Origin of the sequence: Undibacterium cyanobacteriorum (genome assembly GCF_031326225.1) — a bacterium.
Classification (GTDB): Bacteria; Pseudomonadota; Gammaproteobacteria; order Burkholderiales; family Burkholderiaceae_D; genus Undibacterium; species Undibacterium cyanobacteriorum.
The window spans coordinates 3,261,538-3,288,083 of the sequence record NZ_CP133720.1; the positions used below are offsets into that span (position 1 = coordinate 3,261,538).

Annotated in this window: 25 protein-coding genes; 13 read left to right on the forward strand and 12 right to left on the reverse strand. The window is 47.9% G+C overall.

Annotated elements, in window-relative coordinates; genetic code table 11:
• The first annotated feature begins 35 nt into the window (after positions 1 to 35).
• On the forward strand, positions 36 to 2,237 hold the full coding sequence (locus RF679_RS13710; protein ID WP_309481197.1) for an EAL domain-containing protein: 2,202 nt from the start codon (positions 36 to 38) through the stop codon (positions 2,235 to 2,237).
• Between the two features lie 122 nt (positions 2,238 to 2,359).
• On the forward strand, positions 2,360 to 3,400 hold the full coding sequence (gene tsaD, locus RF679_RS13715) for a tRNA (adenosine(37)-N6)-threonylcarbamoyltransferase complex transferase subunit TsaD (RefSeq protein ID WP_309481198.1): 1,041 nt from the start codon (positions 2,360 to 2,362) through the stop codon (positions 3,398 to 3,400).
• A 177-nt stretch (positions 3,401 to 3,577) separates the two neighbouring features.
• On the opposite strand, the gene plsY is transcribed toward tsaD, so the two are convergent.
• From plsY to RF679_RS13730, 3 genes are all read right to left on the reverse strand, one after another.
• Positions 3,578 to 4,252, reverse strand: coding sequence for a glycerol-3-phosphate 1-O-acyltransferase PlsY (gene plsY / locus RF679_RS13720; RefSeq protein WP_309481199.1), 675 nt, complete (start codon positions 4,250 to 4,252; stop codon positions 3,578 to 3,580).
• Positions 4,252 to 4,404, reverse strand: coding sequence for a hypothetical protein (locus RF679_RS13725; RefSeq protein ID WP_309481200.1), 153 nt, complete (start codon positions 4,402 to 4,404; stop codon positions 4,252 to 4,254). Before RF679_RS13725 ends, plsY begins: the two co-directional genes overlap by 1 nt.
• 272 nt (positions 4,405 to 4,676) lie before the next feature.
• A complete protein-coding gene (locus RF679_RS13730) occupies positions 4,677 to 4,898 on the reverse strand; it encodes a hypothetical protein (RefSeq protein WP_309481201.1) in 222 nt (73 codons plus the stop codon).
• Positions 4,899 to 5,096: 198 nt separating this feature from the next.
• Here RF679_RS13730 and RF679_RS13735 point away from each other — a divergent pair, with 198 nt between their 5' ends.
• Both RF679_RS13735 and RF679_RS13740 read left to right on the forward strand, forming a co-directional pair.
• Positions 5,097 to 5,396, forward strand: a complete 300-nt coding sequence (locus RF679_RS13735; RefSeq protein ID WP_309481202.1) for a hypothetical protein — start codon at positions 5,097 to 5,099, stop codon at positions 5,394 to 5,396.
• A gap of 109 nt (positions 5,397 to 5,505) precedes the next feature.
• Positions 5,506 to 5,949 carry a DUF695 domain-containing protein gene (locus tag RF679_RS13740; RefSeq protein WP_309481203.1) on the forward strand — a complete coding sequence of 148 codons (444 nt, stop codon included), beginning with the start codon at positions 5,506 to 5,508 and terminating at the stop codon, positions 5,947 to 5,949.
• 592 nt (positions 5,950 to 6,541) lie between these two features.
• On the opposite strand, the gene ybaK is transcribed toward RF679_RS13740, so the two are convergent.
• A complete protein-coding gene (gene ybaK / locus RF679_RS13745; protein WP_309481204.1) occupies positions 6,542 to 7,027 on the reverse strand; it encodes a Cys-tRNA(Pro) deacylase in 486 nt (161 codons plus the stop codon).
• Between the two features lie 252 nt (positions 7,028 to 7,279).
• Between ybaK and RF679_RS13750 the strand changes: the two genes are divergently transcribed.
• From RF679_RS13750 to RF679_RS13770, 5 genes are all read left to right on the forward strand, one after another.
• On the forward strand, positions 7,280 to 8,608 hold the full coding sequence (locus RF679_RS13750) for an HlyD family secretion protein (RefSeq protein ID WP_309481205.1): 1,329 nt from the start codon (positions 7,280 to 7,282) through the stop codon (positions 8,606 to 8,608).
• Positions 8,609 to 8,758: 150 nt separating this feature from the next.
• Complete coding sequence (locus RF679_RS13755) at positions 8,759 to 9,151, forward strand: hypothetical protein (RefSeq protein WP_309481206.1); 393 nt, start codon at positions 8,759 to 8,761, stop codon at positions 9,149 to 9,151.
• Between the two features lie 70 nt (positions 9,152 to 9,221).
• Positions 9,222 to 10,121, forward strand: a complete 900-nt coding sequence (locus tag RF679_RS13760) for a hypothetical protein (RefSeq protein ID WP_309481207.1) — start codon at positions 9,222 to 9,224, stop codon at positions 10,119 to 10,121.
• 25 nt (positions 10,122 to 10,146) lie between these two features.
• The gene (locus tag RF679_RS13765) at positions 10,147 to 12,258 is read left to right on the forward strand and encodes a peptidase domain-containing ABC transporter (protein WP_309481208.1); all 2,112 of its coding nucleotides are present in this window, start codon (positions 10,147 to 10,149) and stop codon (positions 12,256 to 12,258) included.
• 252 nt (positions 12,259 to 12,510) lie between these two features.
• Complete coding sequence (locus RF679_RS13770; protein ID WP_309481209.1) at positions 12,511 to 12,882, forward strand: hypothetical protein; 372 nt, start codon at positions 12,511 to 12,513, stop codon at positions 12,880 to 12,882.
• A gap of 769 nt (positions 12,883 to 13,651) precedes the next feature.
• Here the strand turns inward: RF679_RS13770 and xerD are convergent.
• The 5 genes from xerD to RF679_RS13795 all read right to left on the reverse strand — a co-directional run bounded on the left by xerD (position 13,652) and on the right by RF679_RS13795 (position 18,969).
• Positions 13,652 to 14,680 (reverse strand): site-specific tyrosine recombinase XerD, encoded by a 1,029-nt coding sequence (gene xerD, locus RF679_RS13775; RefSeq protein ID WP_309481210.1) that lies wholly within the window; start codon positions 14,678 to 14,680, stop codon positions 13,652 to 13,654.
• A 14-nt stretch (positions 14,681 to 14,694) separates the two neighbouring features.
• Positions 14,695 to 15,228: a methylated-DNA--[protein]-cysteine S-methyltransferase gene (locus tag RF679_RS13780; RefSeq protein WP_309481211.1), complete on the reverse strand. Its 534-nt coding sequence runs from the start codon at positions 15,226 to 15,228 to the stop codon at positions 14,695 to 14,697.
• A gap of 710 nt (positions 15,229 to 15,938) precedes the next feature.
• Entirely contained in the window at positions 15,939 to 17,219 is a 1,281-nt protein-coding gene (locus tag RF679_RS13785; protein ID WP_309481212.1) for a TRAP transporter large permease, read from the reverse strand.
• Positions 17,216 to 17,815 (reverse strand): TRAP transporter small permease, encoded by a 600-nt coding sequence (locus RF679_RS13790; RefSeq protein WP_309481213.1) that lies wholly within the window; start codon positions 17,813 to 17,815, stop codon positions 17,216 to 17,218. The genes RF679_RS13785 and RF679_RS13790 overlap by 4 nt, the downstream gene beginning before the upstream one ends.
• A gap of 110 nt (positions 17,816 to 17,925) precedes the next feature.
• Complete coding sequence (locus RF679_RS13795; RefSeq protein WP_309481214.1) at positions 17,926 to 18,969, reverse strand: TRAP transporter substrate-binding protein; 1,044 nt, start codon at positions 18,967 to 18,969, stop codon at positions 17,926 to 17,928.
• A gap of 359 nt (positions 18,970 to 19,328) precedes the next feature.
• Between RF679_RS13795 and RF679_RS13800 the strand changes: the two genes are divergently transcribed.
• Together RF679_RS13800 and RF679_RS13805 are read left to right on the forward strand one after the other, a co-directional pair.
• Positions 19,329 to 21,401, forward strand: a complete 2,073-nt coding sequence (locus RF679_RS13800; protein ID WP_309481215.1) for a two-component system sensor histidine kinase NtrB — start codon at positions 19,329 to 19,331, stop codon at positions 21,399 to 21,401.
• A gap of 10 nt (positions 21,402 to 21,411) precedes the next feature.
• On the forward strand, positions 21,412 to 22,002 hold the full coding sequence (locus RF679_RS13805; protein WP_309481216.1) for a response regulator transcription factor: 591 nt from the start codon (positions 21,412 to 21,414) through the stop codon (positions 22,000 to 22,002).
• A gap of 79 nt (positions 22,003 to 22,081) precedes the next feature.
• Here the strand turns inward: RF679_RS13805 and queG are convergent, their stop codons facing one another.
• Positions 22,082 to 23,200, reverse strand: a complete 1,119-nt coding sequence (queG, locus tag RF679_RS13810) for a tRNA epoxyqueuosine(34) reductase QueG (RefSeq protein ID WP_309481217.1) — start codon at positions 23,198 to 23,200, stop codon at positions 22,082 to 22,084.
• Positions 23,201 to 23,277: 77 nt separating this feature from the next.
• Between queG and tsaE the strand changes: the two genes are divergently transcribed.
• Both tsaE and RF679_RS13820 read left to right on the forward strand, forming a co-directional pair.
• The gene (gene tsaE / locus RF679_RS13815; RefSeq protein ID WP_309481218.1) at positions 23,278 to 23,763 is read left to right on the forward strand and encodes a tRNA (adenosine(37)-N6)-threonylcarbamoyltransferase complex ATPase subunit type 1 TsaE; all 486 of its coding nucleotides are present in this window, start codon (positions 23,278 to 23,280) and stop codon (positions 23,761 to 23,763) included.
• Between the two features lie 121 nt (positions 23,764 to 23,884).
• Positions 23,885 to 25,396, forward strand: coding sequence for an N-acetylmuramoyl-L-alanine amidase (locus RF679_RS13820; RefSeq protein WP_309481219.1), 1,512 nt, complete (start codon positions 23,885 to 23,887; stop codon positions 25,394 to 25,396).
• 48 nt (positions 25,397 to 25,444) lie between these two features.
• Here RF679_RS13820 and RF679_RS13825 read toward each other — a convergent pair whose 3' ends face one another.
• Positions 25,445 to 25,780, reverse strand: a complete 336-nt coding sequence (locus tag RF679_RS13825) for a hypothetical protein (RefSeq protein WP_309481220.1) — start codon at positions 25,778 to 25,780, stop codon at positions 25,445 to 25,447.
• Positions 25,781 to 25,800: 20 nt separating this feature from the next.
• On the reverse strand, positions 25,801 to 26,451 hold the full coding sequence (locus tag RF679_RS13830; RefSeq protein WP_309481221.1) for a VTT domain-containing protein: 651 nt from the start codon (positions 26,449 to 26,451) through the stop codon (positions 25,801 to 25,803).
• Positions 26,452 to 26,546: the final 95 nt, after the last annotated feature.

Sequence of the window (26,546 nt, forward strand, 5' to 3'; positions counted from 1 at the left end):
CGATCAGTACTTACTGAAAACTATTCGGCTGCGCCATGAACCCTCAGCTTCGTTCCCTCCTTCAAGTTCTTGGCCTCAACAGCATCGCTACAAGGCTCACGTTGAGCTTTGCCTTTCTCTTGATGCTATTCGTCGGCATCGGTCTCACCACCGTCGAACAAGTACGACAAATCGCGCAAAGCAATAGTCGCTTCCAACAAACCGACATGCAACGTCTGCGCGATGTCCAAGAATTACGCTCAGAGTTCGAAGGGATCGGTATTCAGTTACTCGACGTCTTCACGAAAAATTACGAAAGCAAGAATGATCTCTACGTGCTGATTGATGCACGTGCCGCCAAGATCAAGCAGCAATTCGAACGCCTCAAACAATATCAACTGAACGCAGAACAGCAACAGGCGCTTAATACGCTGATCGAATGCAATGATTTATTTCGTAGCCACTATTACGAAGTCTTGGATCAATATGCACTCGACGATTTAGCTGGTGCAAAGAAAATCTACACCGAACAAGTAGAAGCTTCGCGCAACACCCTCCTAAAAGAAGCACAAAATTTCCTCGACCAAGAGAAGCTCAGTTTCGAAGCACGCCAGCGTGAAGAAGAGTTCAAGCTCAAAGAAATGCAAGAGCGCGTGTTTCTGTTGGCGGCCATCGCCATCTTAATTGGCGCGTCCTTAGCTCTACTTACACGACGTGGTGTAGTACGACCATTAGTGGTACTGGAAACCAGTGCGCAAAAAATTGCTGAAGGCGACTATGAAAGCAAAGTGCCCAGCACCGAGACCATCGAAGTGGCACGAGTCGGGCAAGCACTCAATAGCATGTCAGAAGCCATTGCTCAACGCGAACGCGAAATCGAACAATTAGCGTACTACGATAACCTCACTCATCTACCGAATCGCACGCTACTACTGAAGCAATTTGATAACATGAACCTCAACGGTTGCGGTTTGGTGCTGATGGATATTGCGCGACTAAAAACCGTCAATGAGACCTTAGGCTTTGTCACCGGCGATACCCTGATCCTCGAAACCGCAAGACGGATTCAAACGGCACTGCTCGAATTCAATCAAGAGGGAACCGCCCTCGCGAAATTTAACGGCGGCACTTTCGCTATTGTGCTCCCAGCAATTCGCAAAGCGAGCAGCGATGGCGGAATCGCCCATTCTGATAGCGAAGATGTCTATGAGTTACAGAGCGCACAGATTAAAGAACTGCTTGGCTTAATCGACCACCATTTGACGGATCCGGTGCGTTGCAGTGGCTATACCGTGGATGTGAACTTGGTATACGGCATCGCTCTATGCAATGCCAAATCTGCGGCCACAATGAACCAAGCCGAGCGCAGCCTCAATACGCTGATACGCAATGGTGAAGTGGCACTCTACGCCGCGAAAGCGCAAACCCAAACCGTAGTCTGGTACTCCGATGCACAAGAAGCCTCGCGTTTAAGTCACCTCAGTCTATTGTCTGATCTGCGTTCCGCTGTTCAAAATTCAGAACTGCAAATGTGGCTGCAACCGAAGGTCAAACTAGCCGACATGCAGACGTATGGCTTCGAAGCCTTGGTGCGTTGGCAGCATCCGCAGCGCGGCTTTATTTCACCGGCAGAATTTGTGCCTTTCGCTGAGCGCACTGGCTACATCAGCACGGTGACGATGTGGATGATAGAACGCGCACTGCAATCACTCCAACTATGGCAAGCACAGGGACTCAATCTCAGTATTGCGGTGAACGTAAGCACCAATGATTTACGCGATGAGAGTTTCCCAGACCGCGTCCGTGCTCTGATGCAGCGTTACGATGTCAGCCCCGCCAACTTACGTTTGGAACTGACAGAAAGCGGCATTATGGAAGACCCCAGCAGCGCGATTCCATTGCTGCAAAAACTGCGAGAACTAGGAATAGGTTTATCGATCGACGACTTCGGCACTGGCCACTCTTCGCTCGCCTACTTACAAAAATTGCCGGTCACCGAACTCAAAATCGATCGCAGTTTTGTGATCAATATCGACCAACTACCTTCCACGCAGCGTCTCGTTAAAACCATTGTTGAAATGGGTCATGGTCTGCAACTCAGCGTGATTGCCGAAGGTATCGAAACCGCTGCCGAGCGCGACACCTTGCGTGAACTTGGGTGCGATTCCATGCAAGGCTATTTCGCCAGCAAACCTTTGCATGGCGAATCTTTGCAAAAATGGCTAGATCAAATTCTTCTCAACGCCCGCCAGACTTGAAACGAAGCCTTATTGACGAATGCAAGCCGGATCAGCCCGTGCCTGCGTTCGGTTCACGACGCCGTAGTTTATAATGACGCACTTCTGGCGTTTCGCCACCTTCTTAGCATATTCACCATTTCATGATAGTTCTCGGTATTGAATCCTCGTGCGACGAAACCGGTCTCGCTTTATACGATACAGATCGCGGTTTGTTAGCCCATGCCCTCCACTCGCAAATCGCCATGCATCGCGAGTACGGCGGAGTCGTACCAGAACTTGCTTCACGTGACCATGTACGACGTGCGCTGCCCTTGCTCAAAGAAACGCTCACAAAAGCCAACATAGACAAGCGCGAGATTGATGCGATCGCCTTCACCGAAGGCCCTGGTTTAGCGGGCGCCCTCTTGGTCGGCTCTTCGGTCGCGTGCGGCTTGGCCTTTGCGCTCGATAAACCCGTCATCGGCATTCATCATCTTGAAGGGCATCTGCTCTCACCTTTGCTGGCGACCCGTCCACCTGAATTTCCCTTTGTCGCACTGCTCGTTTCTGGCGGACACACGCAACTGATGCGTGTCGATGGCGTCGGCCGCTATGAGCTGTTAGGTGAAACCCTAGACGATGCTGCCGGTGAAGCCTTTGACAAATCCGCGAAACTTTTAGGGCTCGACTACCCCGGTGGACCTGCAATCTCCAAACTAGCACTAGAAGGCAATCCCGAGATTCATCAATTTCCACGCCCTATGCTGCATTCGAAGGACTTGAATTTTAGCTTTTCAGGTTTAAAAACCGCCGTGCTCACGGCTGTCAAAAAATATCCGAGCCAACTCGAATACGCTGACAAAGCCAATGTAGCGCGTGGCTTCGTCGATGCGATTGTCGACGTCTTGGTTGCGAAATGCCAAACAGCGATGAAGCAAACTGGATTAAAACGTCTCGTCATTGCCGGCGGTGTCGGTGCGAATCAGCAGTTACGCGCTGCCTTGAATGCAGCAGCGAATCACAACAATCCCAAGAAACGCTTCGAAGTGTTTTACCCCGAACTCGAATTCTGCACCGACAACGGCGCCATGATCGCCTTCGCCGGAGCGATGCGTTTAAAAATCAATCCACGACTTGCCACACGCAACTACAGTTTCAATGTCAGACCACGTTGGCCCTTAGATCAAATTGAACCTGCTTGATTCGCTGGGCGTTTGGGCTGCGTTGAAGTAGGTCCAGATTGCTGCGAACCAAAAGTAAAAACGGCTGTGACGATCATTTCGTCACAGCCGTTTTTTTTAAATCTATTCTTATCGAGCCTGATTGGCACTCAACAAGATCAAGCTCAAGCTCAAGCTCAAGATCAAGGTCAATTGCGCTTAATGTTTCTTATGCGCCTTCTTGCCATGAGCGTGGTTATGCGCATGATCATCCTTATCTTCAGCAGGCTTCTTCGCCTTGCTGCCAATACGGCTCTCTTTACCCGCCATCAAATTCGCAATGTTTTGACGATGACGATAAATCAGCAAAGCACTCATGATCACAACCGCCAACAACTCGACACGCGCACCGAACAACAAACCGTAATAGAACGGCGCGAACAAAGAGGCAATCAAAGCCGCCAAAGAGGAATAACGGAAAGCATAAGCCACCACTAACCAAGTCACAAAGGTACCGAGCCCCAACCACACGTTCAAGCCGATCAATACACCCAAGGCCGTCGCCACACCTTTACCACCTTCAAACTTGAAGAACACAGGCCACAAGTGACCGATAAACGCCGCCAAACCCACCATCGCCACAACGCTATCACTCAAGTCATATTGGTTCTGAAAAGTTTGCGCCAACCAGACTGCTAACCAGCCTTTAAAACCATCCCCCAACAAAGTCAAAGCCGCCGCCGCTTTATTACCGGTACGCAGAACATTGGTTGCGCCCGGATTTTTCGAACCATAAGTACGTGGGTCAGACAAACCAAACAAACGACTGACCACCACCGCAAACGAGACCGAACCGATCAAATACGCAGCCACTATTGCAATCATTGAATTCATTAATTACTCCACTTATTTTTATCGTTGTAGATATCGATGCAAGCCCGCGCCAACATGTGGACGCAAACAAAACGAACGAACTTGCCAAGCTGCTCATTCTTGCATAGACGGGGGTAAATTTCTAGACGGGACTGATCTAAATCGAGCGACATGGTATGTCCTTCAACCGTAGAAAGGCTAAGGATGGGGCTTGGTTAGAACTGGGCTAGGCATAATAGAACTTGGTCTGATAACAGTCGTTCGGGCACGGTCTGTGAAGCGGTATTTTTGTCGGTTTCGTGGCAGTCCATACTTACCAACATAACCAAATGCATAAGGTGCCAAGCGGAACTCGATGCATTTGAAGAAAATTGTCTTTTTGAGCATCTCGCGTTAAACTTTATTTTTGCAAATCAAATAAGAATTCGGCTTACATGAAGTCATTTTAATCACTGATTGCGTTCGGCGTTTTCGCGATGATCGCCCACACCCCAATTTCCGCGAGAGGCGTCGCCGATGATGCGAAGATCATCGGTCTCACTGTTCCCGAGGCAATGCGTTTGCTTTCCCTCAATACTGAGAAATACCATGTGATCGACGAGCCTTCGGCGGTACCGCGGGGCATCGCTGGGCGGACTACGAACGGCAACGAGGTCATGCTCATCATACGGCGGGGTCAGTTACCACTCACGTTCAAGGGTGGCGACAAGCTTAAACTTTATAAGGACATTCAAGTAATTGGGCTAAAGCGAACCTCAGGTACAACTAGCAAATGTTATTGAGAAATGTTGTGGCTATCTGACTGCAATTCCGAACAATCCAGCGGGCGCCTTGCGGCCCCGCAAATCTGAAAAATTATAAAGCTATGGCAAAGTTTGAAGTCCGCGAAGTATTCCGCCTGCCCCAGCGTGGCGAACTCGTGATCGCCGGAAAGATTACAGAGGGTACCGTGCAAGTAGGGATGTCGGCCTATGTCTGGCTTGATGGTGGCTTGTACTGGGATCTGCCGGTACGATCCATTGAATTTCTTGATCGTGTTTCGGTCGGCGAGTCCCTAATTTCACTGGTTTGCAGGGAAAACACCGAATACGATGCTGAACTCTGCTCGGAGCTTTGCCCGATAGGTTCCATCATTGACGTAACGGATGCTTCGAGTGCTGTTTGAACGCCCTAACCTCGGCGTCCGCTGAGCTTTCGACTTGGGCTTGGCATGATCAGTCAACTGATGTAGCTTTCTGCTTGGCGAAAGACGTATTCACAGTAACAAATAAAATATGCCATCATTTGATATAGAAAATATTAAAATCGAAGATAGTTGGAGTAGTAAAGAGATAGCCTTTGAAGACTCAGAACTGATCGCTTTTTTTCGTAAGAATCTCGGCGTTGCAGACATTGCTGGTCATCCAGCCCTTCAATACTTAGCTTATTTGACCATCAGCTATGTTCCATTTGATCCTCAAGGATTCCCATCCAAGGAAGATTACAAATTAATTAGTGACTTCGAAGAAATAGATGTCCCTAACATTGAAACGGGTTCAAATTCTATTCATGTTGCAAGCGTATTAAAAAACGGAATAAAAGATTTGCTCTTTTATGTCACTGACCCAGACGCTTTCATTCAGGTTGTAAATAGAAACAACTCACGAATACAAAGTTTTGACTTAGGATTAGAAATGGTGTCTGATCCAAATTGGGAGATATATGCTGATTTGCCGTAAAGCTCTCACAAGAACCGTATTCGCAAGCCATGAATGGCTTGTTGGGACGCCAGCACATTGCGTCAATGCGCTCTACGTTACAAATTAAGATGATCTTCGTACTAGCAGAGGACAACGTACTCCATGTGCTCGACTCTGAATCAGAGTCGCAAGGCGCATTTGAGGGAGTAGACGTTGAAGAAGGTATCTTTAAATTTTTTGATGAGACAGGGGCTCCACTAAAGGGCGAATTTGTGAAGCCAAACACAAGGCGACAAATTTTCGGTGTGTTGACTAGGGTAGCCTCTGGTAATTATCGACTGGTTGCGGCGGAGTCAGACACCCTTCCCTGCTTATCCAACGTATTGGAATCCATACCTGCGGTTGGGAAAAATTCGCACTTCTCAAGCATAGAAGAAATACGGATGTTTCTCACTTCTCGTTCGAAAGGGCCGCGCTCAAACTAGCCCCTCCGATAAGGTAAAACGTGCGGATACACGAGCGCAAGTTTGACCAACACATTTCTAAATGAAAAGGATTTTTAAACTCGGCATCGAGATTAGCGCTGGTCATCTACCAAGCACCAAAAAGTTCGAGCATTTGTAGCGGTGAGTTAAAGCGCGCAATTAACAGCCTTCGCACCTAAAAGCTCCGTCAGTAACTGCGGCGCTATCCCAATCAAATAACCCCGACGACCACCATTCAAATAAATCTTGTCGAGTTCGAGTACGCTCTGTTCCACATACACCGGCATCGCTTTCTTCGTGCCAAATGGTGAGGTGCCACCGATCATATAACCCGAATGTCGCTGCGCCACTTCGGGCTTACACGGCTCCACTGACTTACAACCAATCTGCCGCGCCAAGTTCTTGGTCGACACTGTCTTATCACCATGCATCAAGACCACCAAAGGCTTGGCGTGCTCATCTTGCATGATCAAGGTTTTCACCACCACATGCTCTTCCACTCCCAACTCACGCGAAGACACTGCCGTACCACCGTGTTCTTCGTAGGCATAAGGATGTTCAGTAAAAACCGCGCCCTTCTTGCGCAATAACTGTGTTGCGGGCGTTTCTGATACGTGCTCTTTTTTGGCCAATTGAAAATTCCTAATCGTTTTTTCTTGTTTGAATTTGTGCTTCAGGGGCGCTCTTCCGTCGAGGGTCCCATTATAAACAAAGCCGCTTGTCGCTAACCAATCTTCGCTCGTAGTGACTCAATCAAGCTCGTCAGTTTCCTCGCTGGCAGCGCTCAAGCCATTTACTAAAAAACCACAAACCGATTGACATCTGATTGCATAAAAAATAAATTAATTAAAAATCATTTTTTATTTATAACATTTAAATATTTTATGAGTGACGCCAGATCCCCTCTTTTTCGCACCGAAGTAACGCAAGCACTAAGTCAACAAAGCCTAGGCAGCATACGTCTTGCGCAGCCAATCTCAAGCTGGCTCATCGCCCTTGTCGCGGCAATTATCGCAACCATACTGATTTTGTTTATTTGGCTTGCGAGTTTTGACCGTAAAGCGCGTGTCACTGGCGTCATTGTTCCCAGCACGGGCAGTGTCAGTCTCAGCTCAAATACACCGGGCATATTGAGCCAACTCTTGATAAAAGAAGGAGATACTGTCAAGGCGGGACAAGCACTCTTTGAAATATCAAACGAACGCCAAAACAAGCAAGGTGAAATTTCGGATCTGATCAAGCAGCAACTGTCCCTCCGCCGTCAAACACTCGATTCCGAATTGCGCTTAAGCAGTCATCAGGCACAGGAAAAAACAGAAGCATTCGCGCTACGGCTGAAAAACAATACTCAAGAGGGATTGCAACTCGACCAAGAAATTGACCTCATGGAGCGACGTCAACGGCTGGCCCAAGATAACCTCCATCGATTTCAGTCTCTCCAAAGCAATGGCTACGTATCAGCCGCACAGGTTCAACAAAAGCATGAGGAAATCATCGAGATAAGTTCTCGTCTGAGCGCTCTCAAACGCAATCAACTTCAAATCAATTCTAATCGATTAGCAATTGAAGCTGACTTGAAAAACATTAAGATCAACCTTGCATCGGAACAATCGCAACTTCATCGCGCAATTGCTATGCTCGATCAAGAAACGGTTGAAAATGATAGTCGTAAAAATACGATTATCAAAGCCCAGCAAGATGGGACAGTCACCATCATCACGGGACAATTGGGGCAACAAGTCGTGCCAGGGCAAACCATAGCGACTTTGATCCCATCGACTACAGCTACTGACAAGACGAATCCGTCGACTCCCAGTGCAATGGAAGTTCAACTCTTTGCACCAAGTCGCACCTCTGGTTTCGTATCAGTGGGACAGGAAGTTTTGATCCGCTACACCGCATTCCCTTACCAAAAATTTGGGCTACAAAAAGGCGTCATTGAATCGATCAGTACCACACCGATCGCGCCCACCGAACTCCCCTCACATCTCGCGTCGACAATACTGAGTAATGCACAGCAAAGTATTTCAGGATTCAACAGTAGTGAAGCACTTTATCGCATCAAAGTAAAACTAGAAAAACAGACGATCGAAACCTACGGAAAAGTCCACCCACTCAAATCGGGAATGACACTCGAGGCTGATATCGTTCAAGACAATCGAAAAATTTGGGAATGGCTCGCGGAACCAATTTTGGCAGTCGCAAAGAGATGAAATTCGATTTATCGGGCAGAGAAAATGCAGAAAATCGTTTTTCTCTGTTCGAAAGAAAAGCGTGACGGATCTAGCCATTTTTCACGCTCGCTACAAACTGCATCGACATAGGGTCGACGTAGTACTTTAACTTTGTATAGGAGTAGAGAAATGCGAATTATTTCGAATGATGAGATCAAGTCAATTTCTGGCGGTGCGATTTTTAATCCTAACGGCCGACCAACAAAAATAGTTGCTGTTCAAGTTCCTGTTTATGACGCACTAGGGAACGTTGCGTATTCAAACGTTGAGTACGTTGAAGTGTTCGATGTTGAGGCTGAAGCAGCCCGAGAACAAGCAGCAGCAGTTGCAAAATTAACGCTGATTTACATGGAAGAATTGCGAAAGCTACTACCAAACTGTGAGAACACCGTCAACACAGTCGGAGATTCTCAGACTAAGAGCGCTACAGGCACTGCGAGCGGAACTCCAAGCGTCAGCGGGACGGGTAGTGTGACATCACAGCTGCCAGCAACAGGTACAAGATGTCCCCCAACACATTAACTAGGGGATAAATCTAAAGTAGGCTTGTGGACCAGCCTTGTGGATAAAACCATATTGAACGGTGAGATTAATGATGCAATTTATTTACCTAGCCATGACTGTGATGTTCTCCCTATCAGAGCAAACATTTCCTCTGCCAAGCGACGTTCGTAAGTCAGCTGGATTTTCATTAAACTCACCACTCATCCATCACATGCGAGGTGAACATTCGAAAGTATCGATCTACGGATACATTAACGCCTCCACTGCCAAAGAGCTCGAAAGAATCATTGGATCAGATCCCAGAGTAAATGAAATACTTATTGATACACCTGGCGGCGAAATTGCGAGTTCAATAAAGATTGCAAACCTCCTAAAGAAACATAATTTGACGCTCACAGTGGATGGCAGATGTTTATCCTCGTGTGCAAACTTTCTGTTTATGGCTGCACCGAAAAAACGAGTACTTAAGAACTCCTTAATTGGAATTCATGAATTTTCTTTCCCGCTAGAGACAGGTCGAGGCACAAGATGGGTGACAGGTAACGAAGCACAAAAAGAACTAGGAAGTGTTTCAAACCAAGGCTCTCTCTCAGAAAACAACGCTCTTAGAAAAACTATCGAACAGTTCTACGTCGAAAACAATGTCAATCAGTCCCTTTTTCGCGCCTTCAACACCTATATATCGAACAGAAAAAAATCTTTCTTGAACGAGGATATCAAGTCTGAGAATTCCACAAAAACTTGTCCATCTTTTGATTTTTGGATTCTGCACAAAAAACAACTTGAGGAAATTGGAGCTACTGGAATTGAAGAGTTCTGGTATCCCAAAAACTCAGACGAAATGAAATTAGCCGCGATTGACAATGGTTTCAAAAATTCAGATTCCCTATATATTGGCAACGCTAGCGGCCTCAGCAAAGTCTGTACCTCAGACGAGCGCACTCCTTTGAGGCGACTTCGAGATTTCATCCTCGGAGGGAGCCGATGATTTATCCTTCTCAACATCGATCCCAATGAAAACCATCCTTCAAACAGAATCCAGCGAATGCGGTTTAGCCTGTCTTGCCATGATTGCCAGCTACTTCGGTTACCGCGCTGATCTAAGCGATCTACGGCGCAAGTTTTCGATCAGTTTAAAGGGCGCCACTCTCGCACAGTTAATGCGACACGCATCCACAATTGAACTCTCGTCGCGACCACTGCGTTTGGACCTCGATGAAATTGATCAATTAAAATTGCCAAGCATTTTGCATTGGAATTTAAACCATTTTGTAGTTTTGAAGAAGGTAAAACGAAACTGGCGTAACGAGCCCATTCTTGTGATCCTTGATCCCGCAGTTGGCGAAAGACAAGTCACTCTGCTTGAGGCCTCCAAGCACTTCACGGGAGTCGCTTTAGAACTCACACCGACTGCAAAATTCGAAACAAAAGACGAACGTAAAAAAATTGCGATTCGCGACCTCACGGGAAGAGTCATTGGCTTGCGTCGAGCCATGGTACAGGTAATCGTTCTCGCGCTCGCTCTAGAGATTTTCGCTATTACTTCGCCGCTATTCAATCAGTTCGTGATTGATGAAGTAATCGTCAGCGGCGATCGTGATTTGCTTATCATCTTGGTGTTTGGATTCGCAATTTTAATGATTACTCAAACCGCAATAGGATTGGCACGTTCTTGGTTCTTAATGCGTTGGAGTATGGATATCGGCTTTCAATGGAGCGGTCGACTCTTTGCGCACCTCATTCGACTCCCCACTTCATATTTTGAGAAAAGGCACCTCGGAGATATCGTTTCGCGCTTCGGTAGTATTGGCGCCATTCAATCAACACTTACTAGTCTATTCGTCGAAAGCCTGCTCGACGGGCTCATGGCAATTCTTGCGCTCGCAATGATGTTCTTGTACAGCCCAAAGCTGAGTGTCTTAGTTCTCGTTGGGGTTGCGCTGTACGCAGGCTTACGTTGGGCGTTTTACCAACCATTTCGCGAGGCATCACAAGAACGTTTGGTCCTCGCAGCAAAGTCAAGCAGCCACTTCATGGAGTCTCTGCGCGCTATTACACCTCTGAAACTGTATGGTCGCGAGGAAGAACGCCGTGCTCGGTGGCAGAACATGCAAATGGACGTACAAAACCGCGACATCAAGACCCAGAAAATGTCGATCATGTTCAAGGTCAGTAACACTGCGATCTTTGGTGCACAAGGACTTGCTATGTTCTATATCGGCGCACTGCTGGTTATGCAAAATCAGATGACTGTCGGCATGCTGATGGCTTTTTCGAGTTACGCGGGAACCTTCTCTGGCCGTATCTTTAGCCTGATCGATCTTTTCGTGAGCGTGAAAATGCTCAGCCTTCACAGTGAGCGCTTGGCCGACATCGTTTGCGAGGAAATCGAAACTGACCCGACCATCGAAACTGATCTGACACGCCTGCAAAGTTCAATCACTCTCAAAGGCATCAAGTTTCGATATGCCGAAGGTGAACCGTGGGTGCTCAATGGTATCGATCTTCATATCCCGGCCGGCCAGAGTCTCGCTTTAGTGGGGCCATCAGGATGCGGTAAAACGACTCTGTGCAAAATCATTCTAGGTCTTCTCAAACCAACGGAAGGAGAAGTGCAAATCGATTCGATTCCGATCAAACAAATTGGACTGAACGCCTATCGTTCTCTAGTGGGCACCGTGATGCAAGACGATTCCTTACTTGCCGGCTCGATTCTCGACAATATCAGTTTTTTCGACGCCAATACCTCACAAGATTTAGCCGAACAATGCGCGAAGCTGGCCGCGATTCATGACGAAATTTGTGCGATGCCAATGGGATACCAAACGCTCGTCGGTGACATGGGCAGTAGCCTCTCTGGTGGCCAAAAACAGAGGGTTTTGCTTGCTCGAGCGCTCTACAAACAACCAAAAATTTTGGCACTAGACGAAGCAACGAGCCATCTCGATATCGCTAACGAACGCAGAGTGAACGAGGCATTAAGTTCATTGCAAATCACTCGCATCATGGTAGCACATAGGCCGGAAACGATAGAGGCAGCCGAGCGGGTCGTAAAAATAGAAAATGGAAAAACAACCGAAATTTCATCGCACAATGATGAGGTCAAAGAAGAACTCGTAGCCTGATGCAACAATCAATTCCGTTTCGAAAGGTCGGAAAAATAGAAATATAGAAAATTACGGTCTGTCTCGTTGAACAAAGATTTAAGTTTCACAAACTCAAATCAATAAAAGACATTGAACAATTTCACGTGGATGGGCTCGGAGCCCATCCACGGAAACGGCGCCCACAGATCTAGCCATCTGCAGCGCTGGCAGCACCCCATATCGGTATAGGATCGATATGGATTACTTAACCATGTATAGGAGTAACATAAAATGCGTATTATTTCAAATGAAGAGTTGTTGTTGATTTCTGGAGGTGATGGCGAAGAATTCGATGAATTCGATGAATTCGGGAGTGATGTTGAAGACTCTTACTATGGTTGGTTTGACAGCCCCGATGGAAGCAAACGAAAAAAAATTCCAAGAGGTGGCGGCTCCCCACAGAAAGGTGGTGACGCCAGTAACCCAATCCTCGATAAAATAAAAGAGGAAGCGGCAGATCGGCTCAGTGAATTAATCGTTGACAAGGGCAGCGAATGGCTCGGAAAAGGCCTTGAAGCTCTAGCGGACTTCGGTAAAGAGATGCTAGACATAGCATCAAAACAACCGCCTGTAAATCCAGGTCAACGTTCCGGTCGAGAATAAGCGGCAAGCACGAAAATTCACAATTAGCATGAGCCACGAAAGAGATCGTTGGCTCATGCCACATTAACGCACCAATTAAACTTTTCTCGGATTGGCATGCCAAACACAAAAATCACCTTGAATACTGCTATGCTTCACAAAAACACATTCATTGCATCTTCTTGTGTTTTTCTATTTATAACGTGCTTGTTCCTCACTCGAATAGGGATACAAGCACTCACATCCGTGCATTTAACGACATCCCCTGAAATTCTTGAATACCGATTGTCTCCAAAAAATGAATTTTGGGCGATTTATTATCCTATTATTTGTGCCCCATTCGTTGAGTCAATCATCTTAGCTTCTGTAATTCTCAAATTAATTAGGTTCACTTCTCAAACTACATTAGTGGTGCTAGTTTCTGCTGGCCTAATGGCTGCACTTCACACTGTAAATAGTCAAAACTACGCGATAAAGGTACTACCTGATTTTCTAGTTTATGCGTACGTTTTCACTTTTAGTATTCGCTTCACATCTATGGTCAGCGCTTTATGTAGAATCATTCTCCCGCACGCTTTAAACAATTTTTTTGCAATTTTTGTTTTATATTCTCTCGCTTGAGACACTGTATGCAGCGCGGAATTGCTGTTTCGGGCTGCACGAGCTGTAGCCTCATTTATTCACGTAAAGGACAGTAAAATTAGTATCTTCAGTTTGAAAGCTAAATCTAGCGTCACCGAAATGTCTCTAAAATAAGCAACAACTACCCCTGGCTTTTTATGCGAATGAATCACCCCCTAGGATGATGCAAAGCATGCAGCTGCTTCAACCTCTCTCTCGCCACATGCGTATAAATCTGCGTGGTGGAAATATCCGCGTGGCCTAATAATAGCTGAACCACGCGCAAGTCTGCACCGTGGTTGAGTAAGTGCGTGGCGAAGGCGTGGCGCAAGGTATGTGGTGATAGCGGTGCGGTGATGCCGGCTTGTTGGGCGCATTTTTTGATGACGACCCAGAACATTTGCCGCGTCATGGCGCCGCCTCTGGCGGTGACGAATAAAGCGTCGTCGATTTGGCCGTTGAGGATGGCTGGGCGGCCTTCGGCGAGATAGCGTTGCAACCAGAGTCGGGCGACTTCGCCGAACGGTACTAGGCGCGTTTTGCTGCCCTTGCCTGTCACGCGCAAGACGCCATCATTCAAACTCACTTCAAATGATTTAAGCGACACCAGTTCGCTGACGCGCAAGCCGCAAGCGTATAAAAGTTCAAGCATGGTGCGATCCCGCAAACCCAGAGGCGTGTTGTCATCGGGCGCTTGTAGCAAGGCTTCGACTTGTTTCTCGCTGAGGGTTTTCGGTAAGCGCGAAGGCTGCTTGGCCGAGCGTAGTTTGGTGCACGGATTGACGCTGATACGATTTTGCCGAAACGCTTGTTGGTAATAGCGCTTCAGCACTGTCATGCGGCGGTTCGCCGAGGTGGCTTTGGAAACGCTATGCTTTGCCGCCACATAAGAAAAAATATCGGCCTCGTTCACTTGCAATAAATCTTTGCCGCCATGTTGTTGCAACCATTCTGCGAATAAGCGTAAGTCGCGTCGGTAGGCTTCGAGGGAATTTTTGGCGAGCCCGTCTTCTAACCACAGATTGTCACAGAACTCGTCGATTTGTCCGTGCACATGAGCAGGCAATTCAATCGGTGCTGTTGTGGGTGGTCGACCACGCCGCTTGATGGGCGCGTTTGACGCCTCCGCAGCGACGCTAGTGGCGTTGGTTTTTTTTGCCGCGGAGAGTTTTGCTTTGGGTGGGGCTTTGCTGACCATGATCGAATCGACTTCTACCACAGACTTTCTTGGCGTATGGCGTCACTCTCGCCTAGATACCCTGCCACACCTTCAAAGCGTAACAAAAAGCGTTTAACGCCGAGATGGAAGCCAGATTCATCGTCGTGGTGCGCGAAGCCGCCTAGGCCGCCTGTTGCCGTCACACGGTGGCATGGGATCACCAAGGGGAACCAATTAGCACCGCAGGCTTGGCCCACGGCGCGTGGTGCCGATGCGATGTGTTTGGCGACCTCACCATAGGTTTTGACTTGTCCACGTGGGATCGCTGAAATCGCTCGCCACACACGATGCTGAAAATCAGTGCCACATTGTTTCAGCGGTAAATCGAAACGAAAATCAGGGTCGTCAAAATAGGCGAGGATTTGCTGTGCGGTTTTTTCTGCGCAAGCGTCGCTTGGTGCTTTTTCTTGAAAACGATTGGGCAGGTAGACTAACTCGGCCAACAAGCCATCTTCGGTACGTACACCCATGTAGCCGAATGGTGCGGGAACGATCGCGGAAAATAAGGCGGATTCAGCTAGCGACATAGAGCGAGAAGTGGCGAGTAAAGTTCAGGAGACAGAACGAATTCAGTATGAAGTTCCGCACAAAATTTCGCTCCAAATTCCGCACAAAATTGAGTACGAAATTGAGCACGAAATTGAGCAAGGATTTCAGCAAAACCGTCAAACTGCATAGGAAACAGTTTAACAAGAAAAAAGGCGCATCCTCCGATGCGCCTTCCAAATATTTTCGCGTCCGTGCTGTTTAGCCTCAAGTGGGCTCAGCTTATCGTGAATCGCGAATCTCCCCCCCTTTTTACCTGCGCCTTAAGCGCTATTATTGCACTTCCAAATTCTATCCTCAGTGTGCGATCTAAGTGAGCATCGATTTTATTTTTTATTGGATTCGTTGTGGCTTGAATCGCTGAGGTGTGCAAAATATATCATGTCTTTTACGCAAAACACACAGAGATTTTTCTGAATGAATCGACGTGTTGTGTTTGTGCTTCTGCAGCAGAGAAAGATCTGAAAACTTCGATTGTTTGTGTTACGAAAAATTGAAATCAGAATTCAGCACATTTCATTTCCGAGTGGAAATTTACGAAGGAAAAACACACAAATTACAGACGAAAAAAAGCGCAAATGAAAGTTTCTATTTCATTTGCGCTCGTTAGTTTCACTACGCCAATTTCCCTAAAGAAAAGTCGCAGAATTTAGCCCATCGAATGATTATTTTCGAATGTGGTTTTTATGTCTCACTGATACATCACGTTCGGTAACCAAGTCGATAAGAACGGCACGTAAGTGATCAGAAGCAGGAATCCTATCATGGTCATCAACCATGGCAAGACCGCTACGGTCAACTCACTGATCCCCATTTTGGTAATGCCGGAAGCAACGTACAAATTCAAACCCACTGGTGGATGACACATGCCGACTTCCATATTCACTACCATGATGATACCGAAGTGAACCGGATCAATACCGAGTTTCATCGCCACTGGGAAAAGAATCGGTGCCATGATCAACACGATCGATGAGGGTTCCATCACGTTACCAGCTAACAGCAACAGGACATTGACGACAAGCAGGAAACTAACAACACCGAAACCACTATCTAAAATCCAGCCAGCCATTGCTTGCGGGATGTTTTCACTAGTCATCAAGAATGAGAACAAAACCGCGTTCGTAATGATGTACAACAGCATGGCAGACATCGCTGCGGAATCGATCAAGACTTTCGGTACCATCTTTAAGCTCATGTCTTTATAGACGAACACCGCGATGATAAAAGCATATACCGCAGCCACAGCGGCAGCTTCCGTCGGCGTGAACTTACCTGAGTAAATACCGCCCATCACAATCACGATCAAGAATAAGCCCCATGCACTTTTGCGGAAAGCGACATAGCGTTCTTTCCAACTTGCTTTTGGAAGACGTGGATAGTTTTTCTTCTTGGCCAAGAACCAAGTGGTAAGACCGAGGAAAAATGCCAGCAAAATGCCAGGAATTACACCAGCCATAAACAACTTCCCGACCGAGGTATTGGTCGACACCGAATACATCACCATGACAATCGATGGCGGAATCAAAATACCTAAAGCGCCTGAAGTGGTGATCACACCAGCACCAAAACGATTCGGATAACCTTGCTTAACCATGGCTGGCAAAATGATCGAGCCAATCGCAACCACGGTTGCTGGCGATGATCCCGATACCGCAGCAAACAAGGCACAAGCCAAAACGCCCGCCAATGCAAGTCCACCATGCCAATGACCAACCATGGATGCGGCGAAGTTAATCATACGTCTAGCCACCCCGCCGTGCGTCAAGAAATTCCCCGCTAAAATAAAGAACGGAATCGCCATGATTTCGAACTTTTCAATGCCGGTGAATAATTTCAACGCGACCGATTCAATTGGCACTGTGGTCATCGTGAATAAGAAGGTCAACACTGTCATACCGAGCGCGATGGAAATCGGCATGCCGGTCAGCATGAGTAGAATCAATAGAACGAAGATGATGGTCGCGTTCATAGTTTCTCCGTCACTTTTTGGTTGGCGTCGTGATCTGAAGCTGCATCAACCGCTTCTTCAACGTCGAGCCCCTCAACATGGGCATGATCGTGTTTAGGCAGTTCGCCTGATTTCAAGAAATGCCATGCCACTTGTAAAAAGCGGAAAGACATCAAATAGCTACCGAGCGGAATAGCCATATACACGATCCACATCGGCACTTCCAAATCAGAAGAAGTTTGATCGGTCTGCGACATGCCCCACACAAAATTAGCGCCCAAAGTCCCAACAATGCCAGTGAACAAAGCTCCTGAGAGCAAACTAATCATGACAAAAATCTTTTGGTTTTTAGGTTCCAAACGATTCACCAATACGTCGACGCCGACGTGAATACCTGAGCGGACACCATAAGCTGCACCGAACTTCGCCATCCACACAAATAAATAAATCGTGAGCTCTTGCGCCCAACTCATATTAATTTTAATTAAGGTGTCTTGAATGGCTGGAATGTCCACGCCTGACATATATCGATGCACAACTGCAGTGAACGTAATCAAGGTCGCCGCTGCCATCAGCAATGCGATCAGATATTCTTCTAAATGGTCTAGCACTTTCATGCTCGCCCTCCTCTCCTTATGTGATGTTAAAAAAGCGGCGCCTTGTACTGAAAGAGCACGTCAGCGCCGCGTTTTCTCACCACTTTTTAATTGAAATAGTCGGTTAGCGATTACTTAAAGCCGAGAGCCGCCGCTTCTTTATTAACGCTTTGAATCAGCTCTTTACCAATACGACCTTCCATTTCTTTCTGCACTGGTACCAAAGTTTTCACCCACTCCGCGCGTTCCTTATCGGTTGGATAGTAAACCGTGGTCTTGCCGGATTTTTTCACAGCATCAAGCGCGTTGTCGTTTTCGATTTGCGCAATGGCATTGGCGTATTGAGTCGCTTGCTTCATGGCGTTAGTCAGCTCAGTGCGGATATCGGCTGGCAAACCATCCCAGAATTTTTTGTTCACGATCACCGCATAACCCAAATAGCCGTGATTGGTGACGGTCACATGTTTTTGCACCTCGTGCATTTTTTGCGTGTAGAGATTCGATGGTGGATTTTCTGTACCATCGACCACGCCGGTTTGCAGAGCTTGATAGACTTCAGAGAACGCCATGACCTGTGGATTGGCACCTAAGGCACGCATTTGCGCATCTAAGACTTTGGAAGATTGAATACGCAGTTTCTTGGCTTTCAAATCACTCGGCACTTTCATTGCCACATTCGAGGACATTACCTTAAAGCCATTATCCCAAAATGCTAAACCTGTGATGCCCTTGGACTCAAGTTTCGCCATCAATCCCGCACCAACCGGTCCTTCTGTCACACGGTGCAATACATCACGATTCGGGAAAATGTAAGGCAGATCGAACACTTCAAATTCTTTAACGCCGAGTGGGCCAAATTTCGCGAGGGATGGTGCCAACATTTGCACCGCGCCCAACTGTAAGGCTTCGAGTTCTTCTTTGTCTTTATACAGCGTGCTGTTCGGATAAAGCTCGACCTTCACGCGCCCTTTGGTATTTTTTTCAGCGAGCTCTTTGAATCGTTCTGCGGCCTTACCTTTTGGTGTGTCGGCAGCGACCACATGGCTGAACTTAATCACGATGGGATTTTGTGCAAACGCGGTCGCACTAAAACCGAGTGTTGCTGCCGAAAATAAAGTCGCAATCGCAATCAGACTTTGGCGCTTGGAAAAGAGAGATGTTTTTTGCTGTTTCATGTTTGTCTCCATGGTGATAATAAAACCATTATTTAGTTATAAATTAATAAATAAGCCGCAACATAAGCCACAACATAAGTCGCAACAAAAGCTACAACAACGGACAATGCCTTTCGATCTTGCGCGTGGGCGTGCGCGCGCGCAACTGTGGATTTCCACAATGTCGCGCGATTTAGACAAATTGGCATGTTGCTTGAAAAGCGGCCTCTTTTTTGATTTATGCTCAGGGTAGTGATGAAGGTACTGCTCAAGATAAATAACCGGTTGAACGCCTCCAACGACTTTGTCATGCCTTTAATGAGCAAAGCCCCTTACCGACAGACGAACACGATACTTTCCAAGCTAACGACACCACTAGCATGCCCATCCCGGATCAGATTCCCAGTCCTAGCAAACGCTACCCGCTGACGCGTTTCGGCCTTGTCAGCTGGCCTTGGCTGCTGCCTATCGTGCTGGTGCTGTTGTTTGTCGCCGTTTTGCTGTGGCTACCTTGGCAAGCCAAAAAATTAGAGGCGAACGAAAGGCAAGAACAATTGATCGCCGACACCTTGTGGGTCGAACAAGCCTTGCAATTTCAATTCACGCGAAATCAGGAGAGTTTGAGTTTGATCGCGCACGATTTCATCCATATTGCCAATGATCAAACCCAAAATACTCAACTACTCGAACGCCTAAGGCTTTTTGTTAGTAGCAATCACGAAATCGCGCAAGCGTTGATTTTTGATCGCCGACAACAAATTTTGGGAAGTAGTCTTCTCAAGCTCGATCAGCCAGCACAGATTGAAGTGCTGCGCCAAACCTATCTGCAACTAAACAAACTACAGTTCTTATCGCCCAAACCACAATGCCTGCCGCATCCCGATCCTAAGCAGATTGATGGCATGATTTGTCGCTTTCCTGTCGTGCAAGATGGTGAAGTGGCTGGCAATGTGTTCGTGAATTACAGATTGCAAGTCCTACTGGATGAGACCGTGCCATGGTGGTTCGCGCAGGAAAACGAACTACGCTTACTCAACTTTGACGAGAAAGTCGTTGCGAAACGCGCTGCCGGTGGTTTCGGGCGCAATGTGTATACGCACAATCGCGCCCTCGAATTTCCTCAATTGAATTTCACGCTACACACCAATAGCATCAAGACTGAGCCCAAGCTACTCTCTAATTTGCTGGTGGTCTCGGTCGTGATTCTCTCTTTGGGTTTGGTGTGGAGTTTGATTGCTCTCTGGCGTGACATCAATCGCCGTCTGCGCGCTGAAGGTGCGCTGCGCAAAGAAGCTGCGTTTCGTGCTGCCATGGAAAACTCTTTAGTGACAGGACTCAGAGCGCGCGACATGGAGGGACGTCTTACCTATGTCAATCCCTCGTTTTGTAAGATGATAGGCGTACCGGCTGACGAGCTCGTTGGTCGGCTGCCGCCTATGCCTTATTGGGCTCCTGAAGCGACTGAAACTTATCAAGAACGTTTCGCCCAAATCTTAACTGGAACAGTGCAGCCAGAAGCTTACGAAACCATTTATCAACGCGCCAATGGCGAGCGCTTTCCTGTCCTCATTCACGAATCAGCGTTGGTCGATGAGCATGGTAAACAAACTGGTTGGATGAGCTCCATTCTTGATGTTTCAGAACTGAAACGGGCGGAAGAATTAAGTCGTCAACACGAAGAAAAAATGCATGCAAATGCGCGCTTAGCCACTATGGGTGAAATGGCATCCATGCTAGCCCATGAACTCAACCAGCCACTCGCTGCGATTTCGAGTTACACCACTGGCGCACTGAATATCTTGGAGCAGCCGAACTTAGAACCCATGCATCTGCGGCTTGCCTTAGAGAAGGCGCGCGATCAAGCTCAACGCGCGGGGCAAGTGATTAAGAGTGTGCATGAATTCGTGCGCAAACGCGAAACAGCGCGTGCGCCTTTGGCACTCGATGAACTAATTTCCAACCTTTTACCATTGGTAGAGCTACAAGCACACAGCGCTCAGGTGAAGGTGCAGGTCGAAGTACAAGCACATCTACCCATGGTCGCCGGCGACCGCGTCCTTCTCGAACAAGTGATCTTAAACTTGAGTCGCAATGCGATTGAAGCAATGGCGCAAAACCCACCTGAGCTACGTCATCTCAAGATTGTCGTGAGTCAGATACATTCCAACGAGAGCGACAAATTCAGCACTCAAAGTCGAGTGCAAATCAGTGTGCAAGATCGCGGCCACGGTATCAACGACGAAGTCGCACAGCAACTGTTCTCGCCCTTCTTTTCTACCAAAAGTAGCGGTATGGGAATGGGACTTAATATTTGCAGAACCGCGGTCGAGTTTCATGGTGGTCAGCTACAGCATCGTCCACATCCACAGGGCGGCACCATTTTCGAATTTAGCCTCGCCGCGATCACTGGAGAAGCAAAAGACCTACAAGGCAACGACTCACAGGAAAAGTAAGGGAAGAGATATGCTTTACATCGTTGACGACGAAGAAGTATTACGTGATGCCCTCGGTTGGCTTGCTCAGTCACGCCAAATCAAAAATCAAAGTTTTGCAAGCGCCGCGGCCTTTCTCGAATTGGTGCATGGTGGCATTCCCTTTAGCGAGGAAGGTGATTGCCTTTTGCTCGATGTGCGTATGCCTGAAATGAATGGGATCGCATTATTCGACATATTAAGTGCACAGCAGTTGACGCAACGGCTACCCGTTATTTTCTTAACAGGGCACGGCGACGTACCGATGGCAGTGGATGCGCTCAAACGCGGGGCTTTCGATTTCGTTGAAAAGCCATTCAACGACAACAATTTAATGGACCGCGTACAGCAAGCGATGACAGCTTCACTCAAAGCCAGCGCCGCTTTTGATGTTCAAAAACGCTTACAAAGTTTGTCGCAGCGTGAACGCGAGGTGTTAGATTTGATTTTACTTGGTCGCATGAACAAACAGATTGCGGACGACCTCGGCATTAGCATGCGCACCGTCGAAGTTCATCGTTCTAATATCTTCGAGAAGATGCAGATCAAGTCAGCCGTGGAATTGGCGGGTCTTTTAAAGTAATGTGCGTGCCAGCGTTATAAAGCGATCGAGCTACTTCCCGATGAATCGCAATCCCGACAAATCGCAACATTGTTTGTGATCAGCTCGCCTGAGACAAAGCCCACCGTACGTGCTCGCGCACTACTTCTGAGGGATCATCCAAGCGCTGCCGTAGACTTTCTTTTACTTCGAGAATACGACTCTCTAAGCTCGTTTTTTGCTCTGCCAAGAGCGCATCATCGCGCATCTTTTCTAAGTGCGTCAAAGCATTGCCTAGGCCGACCGCCAAATTACGCAGCCAACGCCCATGTCCAATTCTACGAATAGCACTTCCCTCCATCATGCGCAAGAAAGTTGGCTCATCCCAGGAAAACAAATGCAGCATGCGACTCGCATCGAGTTGATGACGTACTTCGAAGTCATCTACCACGGCTTTTTGTGCGAACTTATTCCACGGGCAGTACAACTGACAATCATCGCAACCATATACACGATTCCCTATCGCTTGACGAAATTCGACAGGGATACTGCCATGTAGCTCGATCGTCAAATAGGAAATGCAACGCCGTGCATCGACTTGGTACGGTGCCACAATTGCTTGCGTTGGACACACATCCATGCAACTGCGACATTGACCACAATGATCGCTGGTCGGGGGATCAACGGGCAAAGGAATATCGACCAAGATCTCACCAAGAAAAAACAAGGACCCCGATTCCCGCGTCAATAACAAACTATGCTTACCACGCCAACCGAGACCTGCTTTCTCTGCCAAGGCGACTTCCATGACGGGAGCCGAATCGGTGAACACGCGATAGGAATAAGTCCCAACCAAGCTGGCGATTCGTTCAGCCCATTGCTGTAATCGCTGTCGCAGCACCTTATGATAGTCGCGACCTCGCGCATACATCGAGATCACGGCTGTATCAGGCCCATGCTGTTTTTCTCGCTGGCGCCAATCATCGTTGGTGGATTGCGGCAAATAATTCATGCGCGCGCTGATCACCCTCACTGTTCCCGGCACCAATTCATCGGGGCGGTAACGCTTGCTGCCATGGCTTTCCATGTAGGCCATTTCGCCGTGATAGCCCGCTTGTATCCATTGATGGTAACGCGGCTCAACCGCGCTTAAATCCACATCACTAATACGCACGTCAGCAAACCCAGCCTGCTGGCCGAGCTCTTTGATCTGCTGCGCTAATTGGACGAGGTCGCTCATCTTGTGATATGTTTGGTTGCGGCGGTCAAGCAAAACTAAGCCTCGACCGCACGGATATTTTCTTACTCATTCAGAATATGCAGCATTATAAAACAAGCCTGATCGATGAAGAGGCAACCCAAGCCTTAGGGAAAAGTTTAGCGCGATGCTTACAAGCGGGCTTGACGATTTACCTGCACGGCGATCTTGGTGCGGGAAAAACCGCGCTTACGCGTGCCCTATTGCATGGCGCTGGCCATCAAGGCAAGGTGAAAAGCCCCACTTACACACTGGCAGAGCCCTATCAGATCACGCTCCACGACAAAGCCTGCAAAGTCATGCACTTCGATTTGTATCGTATGAGCAGCCCTGAGGAATTCATCGAAGCTGGTTTTCGTGATGAATTTAATGCCAATACGATTTGTATTATTGAATGGCCTGAAAAAGCGGAAGGTTTACTTCCGCAACCAGATCTCGATATTTATCTCAGCATCCCCACTGATGGCCGAGATGTAGAGATCCAAGCACATTCCGACGCTGGGCAAACTTGCTTGTCCAAATTGCATTTTGCGCCTAGGCTGTAAGCCACGCCGCGCGCTCGGTGCGCCCCCCAAAAATAGCACTTACGCTTATAATGCGGGCACCGCCGTTGGCCTTGCACACGGCCATTTGCTTACGCGATGTTACCTTCGATGACCAAAACCAATGAAACGTTCTGCACCCGTTAACCGCCGGACCGTCCTCAAAGCAGGAGGCGCGCTTTTGCTATCCGTCATGGCGCCCCATAGCGCGCAGGCGATGCAAATTCTCGCGGTTCGGGTATGGCCAGCGGCTGATTACACACGCGTCACTCTGGAAAACGATGCGGAACTCAAAGCGACGCATTTCTTGGTGAAAGATCCACATCGTCTGGTGGTCGACATTGAAGGGCTGACATTAAACGCCACGCTCAAAGAATTAGTCGCTAAGATTCAAACCAATGACCCCTACATCAAACAAGTACGGGTCGGTCAAAATCGTCCGAACGTGGTGCGCTTGGTTTTCGATTTGAAGGCCGAAGTGAATCCGCAAGTATTTAGTCTTAAGCCGGTCGCCAACTATAAGCATCGTTTGGTGTTTGATCTCTATCCCGCAGTCGAAATTGACCCGATTGCCGCGCTGATTGAAAAAGGCGAATGGGCCAAGGACACGACGACGGCCGACAAAGTCGCAGATAAGGTAGCAGATAAAATCGCGGAGAAGGTCGCTGAACTTTCCATCGATAAGAAAGATGAAAAGAAAGTCGAGAAAAAGACGGACAATAAAGCCGACGCTAAAACCGAAAATTCGAGCGACAAAACCAATGCCAAGCTCGCCTCCAAGCCAGACGAGGCCAAACCCGTTTTGAAATTAGACGATAAGGTCACTGCAAAAACAGACGTGGCTGGCAAAGAAATTCCGATTGAGAAATCGACTGGCAAAGTCGCAACCCATACTGAGGAAAGCAAGGAAAAATCTGACGCCGTGGTGCGTATGATTACCATCGCGCTGGACCCTGGTCATGGCGGCGAAGACCCGGGCGCTTCTGGCCGTCGCGGTAGTCGCGAAAAAGACGTCGTATTGGCGATTGCCAAACGGCTCAAGAAAAAACTCGACGAATTGCCGAACATGCGTGTTATGTTGACGCGAGATGGTGATTTTTTCGTGCCCTTGCAAACCCGTGTTGCCAAAGCACGCGGCGTTCAAGCTGATCTTTTTGTTTCCATCCACGCAGATGCCTTCGTCAATGCAAACGCACGCGGCTCCTCGGTGTTTGTGCTTTCTGAACGCGGCGCAAGTTCAACCGCTGCGCGCTGGCTCGCCGACAAGGAAAACGATGCCGATTTGATTGGCGGCGTGAATATCAATACGCAAGACAAACATCTTGCCGGCGTGTTGCTCGACTTGTCTACGACCGCACAGATCAATGACAGTTTGAAATTAGGGAAAGTCGTCTTGAAAGAGATCGGCGGTATTAATCGCTTGCACAAAGGTTCGGTCGAGCAAGCCGGTTTTGCTGTTCTCAAAGCACCCGATATTCCAAGCATCTTGATTGAAACGGCGTTTATTTCAAACCCTGAGGAAGAAGCCAAACTGACTGATGAAGCGTATCAAGAAGAGCTGGCGGATGCGATCGTACGTGGCATCAAAAAATACCTCGCCAAGAATCCTCCCTTAGCGCGCAATAAGATGGCATGAAGCTGAGGCTAAATGTTGGCTGAGGTTTAGGATCTGTATTCAACAAGATCACTCTTGAACGTGGATCTCCGCCGACGAATCGCACGCTGTTCCAGCAGCGATCCAACGTCGTATCCATCCTTGAAAACGCGGTTCAAACGCTTGAGGTAATAACTTCAAATATTGCTTGGCATGAAGCAGCATTCCACATCGGTAATGCGCTCCATCACTATGCCATTCGAGTGCTCGGCAAGGACCACGCCACTGCCACAGAAAGACCCGTGCGACTGGACAGGTTTCGGTCGCGCAACACACTCCGCAACCATTACAGGTTTCGCCAAGGGCTGGCTTAACGGGCGCCGCTGCTTGCAACCAAATCACCTGAGCGGGTTTGTCGGTGTGCATGGGCGCCCTTGGGGATGAATTTATTTTGATTTACTGAACATGGAGCGACCAAATTTCCAGGCGAGGCCAGCGACCACTGGAATCACTGCAGCACCCACACCCACTAACACGATCACGTTCAAGTTGTTCTTGATAAATGGGATATTACCGAAGAAATAGCCACTCGCCACCAAGGAAATAATCCAAATCAAAGCACCGAGAACATTGTAAAACTGGAAGCTACGGAAACTCATTTCCGAGACACCGGCAACGAATGGTGCAAAGGTGCGCACCAATGGAATAAAACGTGCTAAGACTACCGTTTTACCACCGTGCTTCTCGTAGAAATCATGCGTCTTCTGCAAAGCTGCGCGATCGATCCATCGATAATCGCGTTCCATTACTTTATGTCCGATCATGCGACCAATCCAATAATTGACAGTATTGCCGGTGACCGAAGCGATAATCAACAAGATGACTAAGAACCAAGGATTCATGGCTCCTGTTGCGCAGAAGGTGCCAGCGATAAAGAGCAGAGAATCGCCAGGTAAAAACGGAAAAATCACAAACGCGGTCTCGCAAAACACAATGGCAAACAAGACGGCATAGACCAAAGTTCCGTACTGCGCAATCCAAATCCCGAGCGACTTATCGACATGCAATACCATGTCGAGCAACTGCATAAAATCCATAAATCTCCTTTGTTTGTCCTGTGAGACCAAGTGGTCGTGCCCTTGGTTCTTTTTGGGTACTGCCGACATGCACCGAACTTAGCTTCAACAACGTT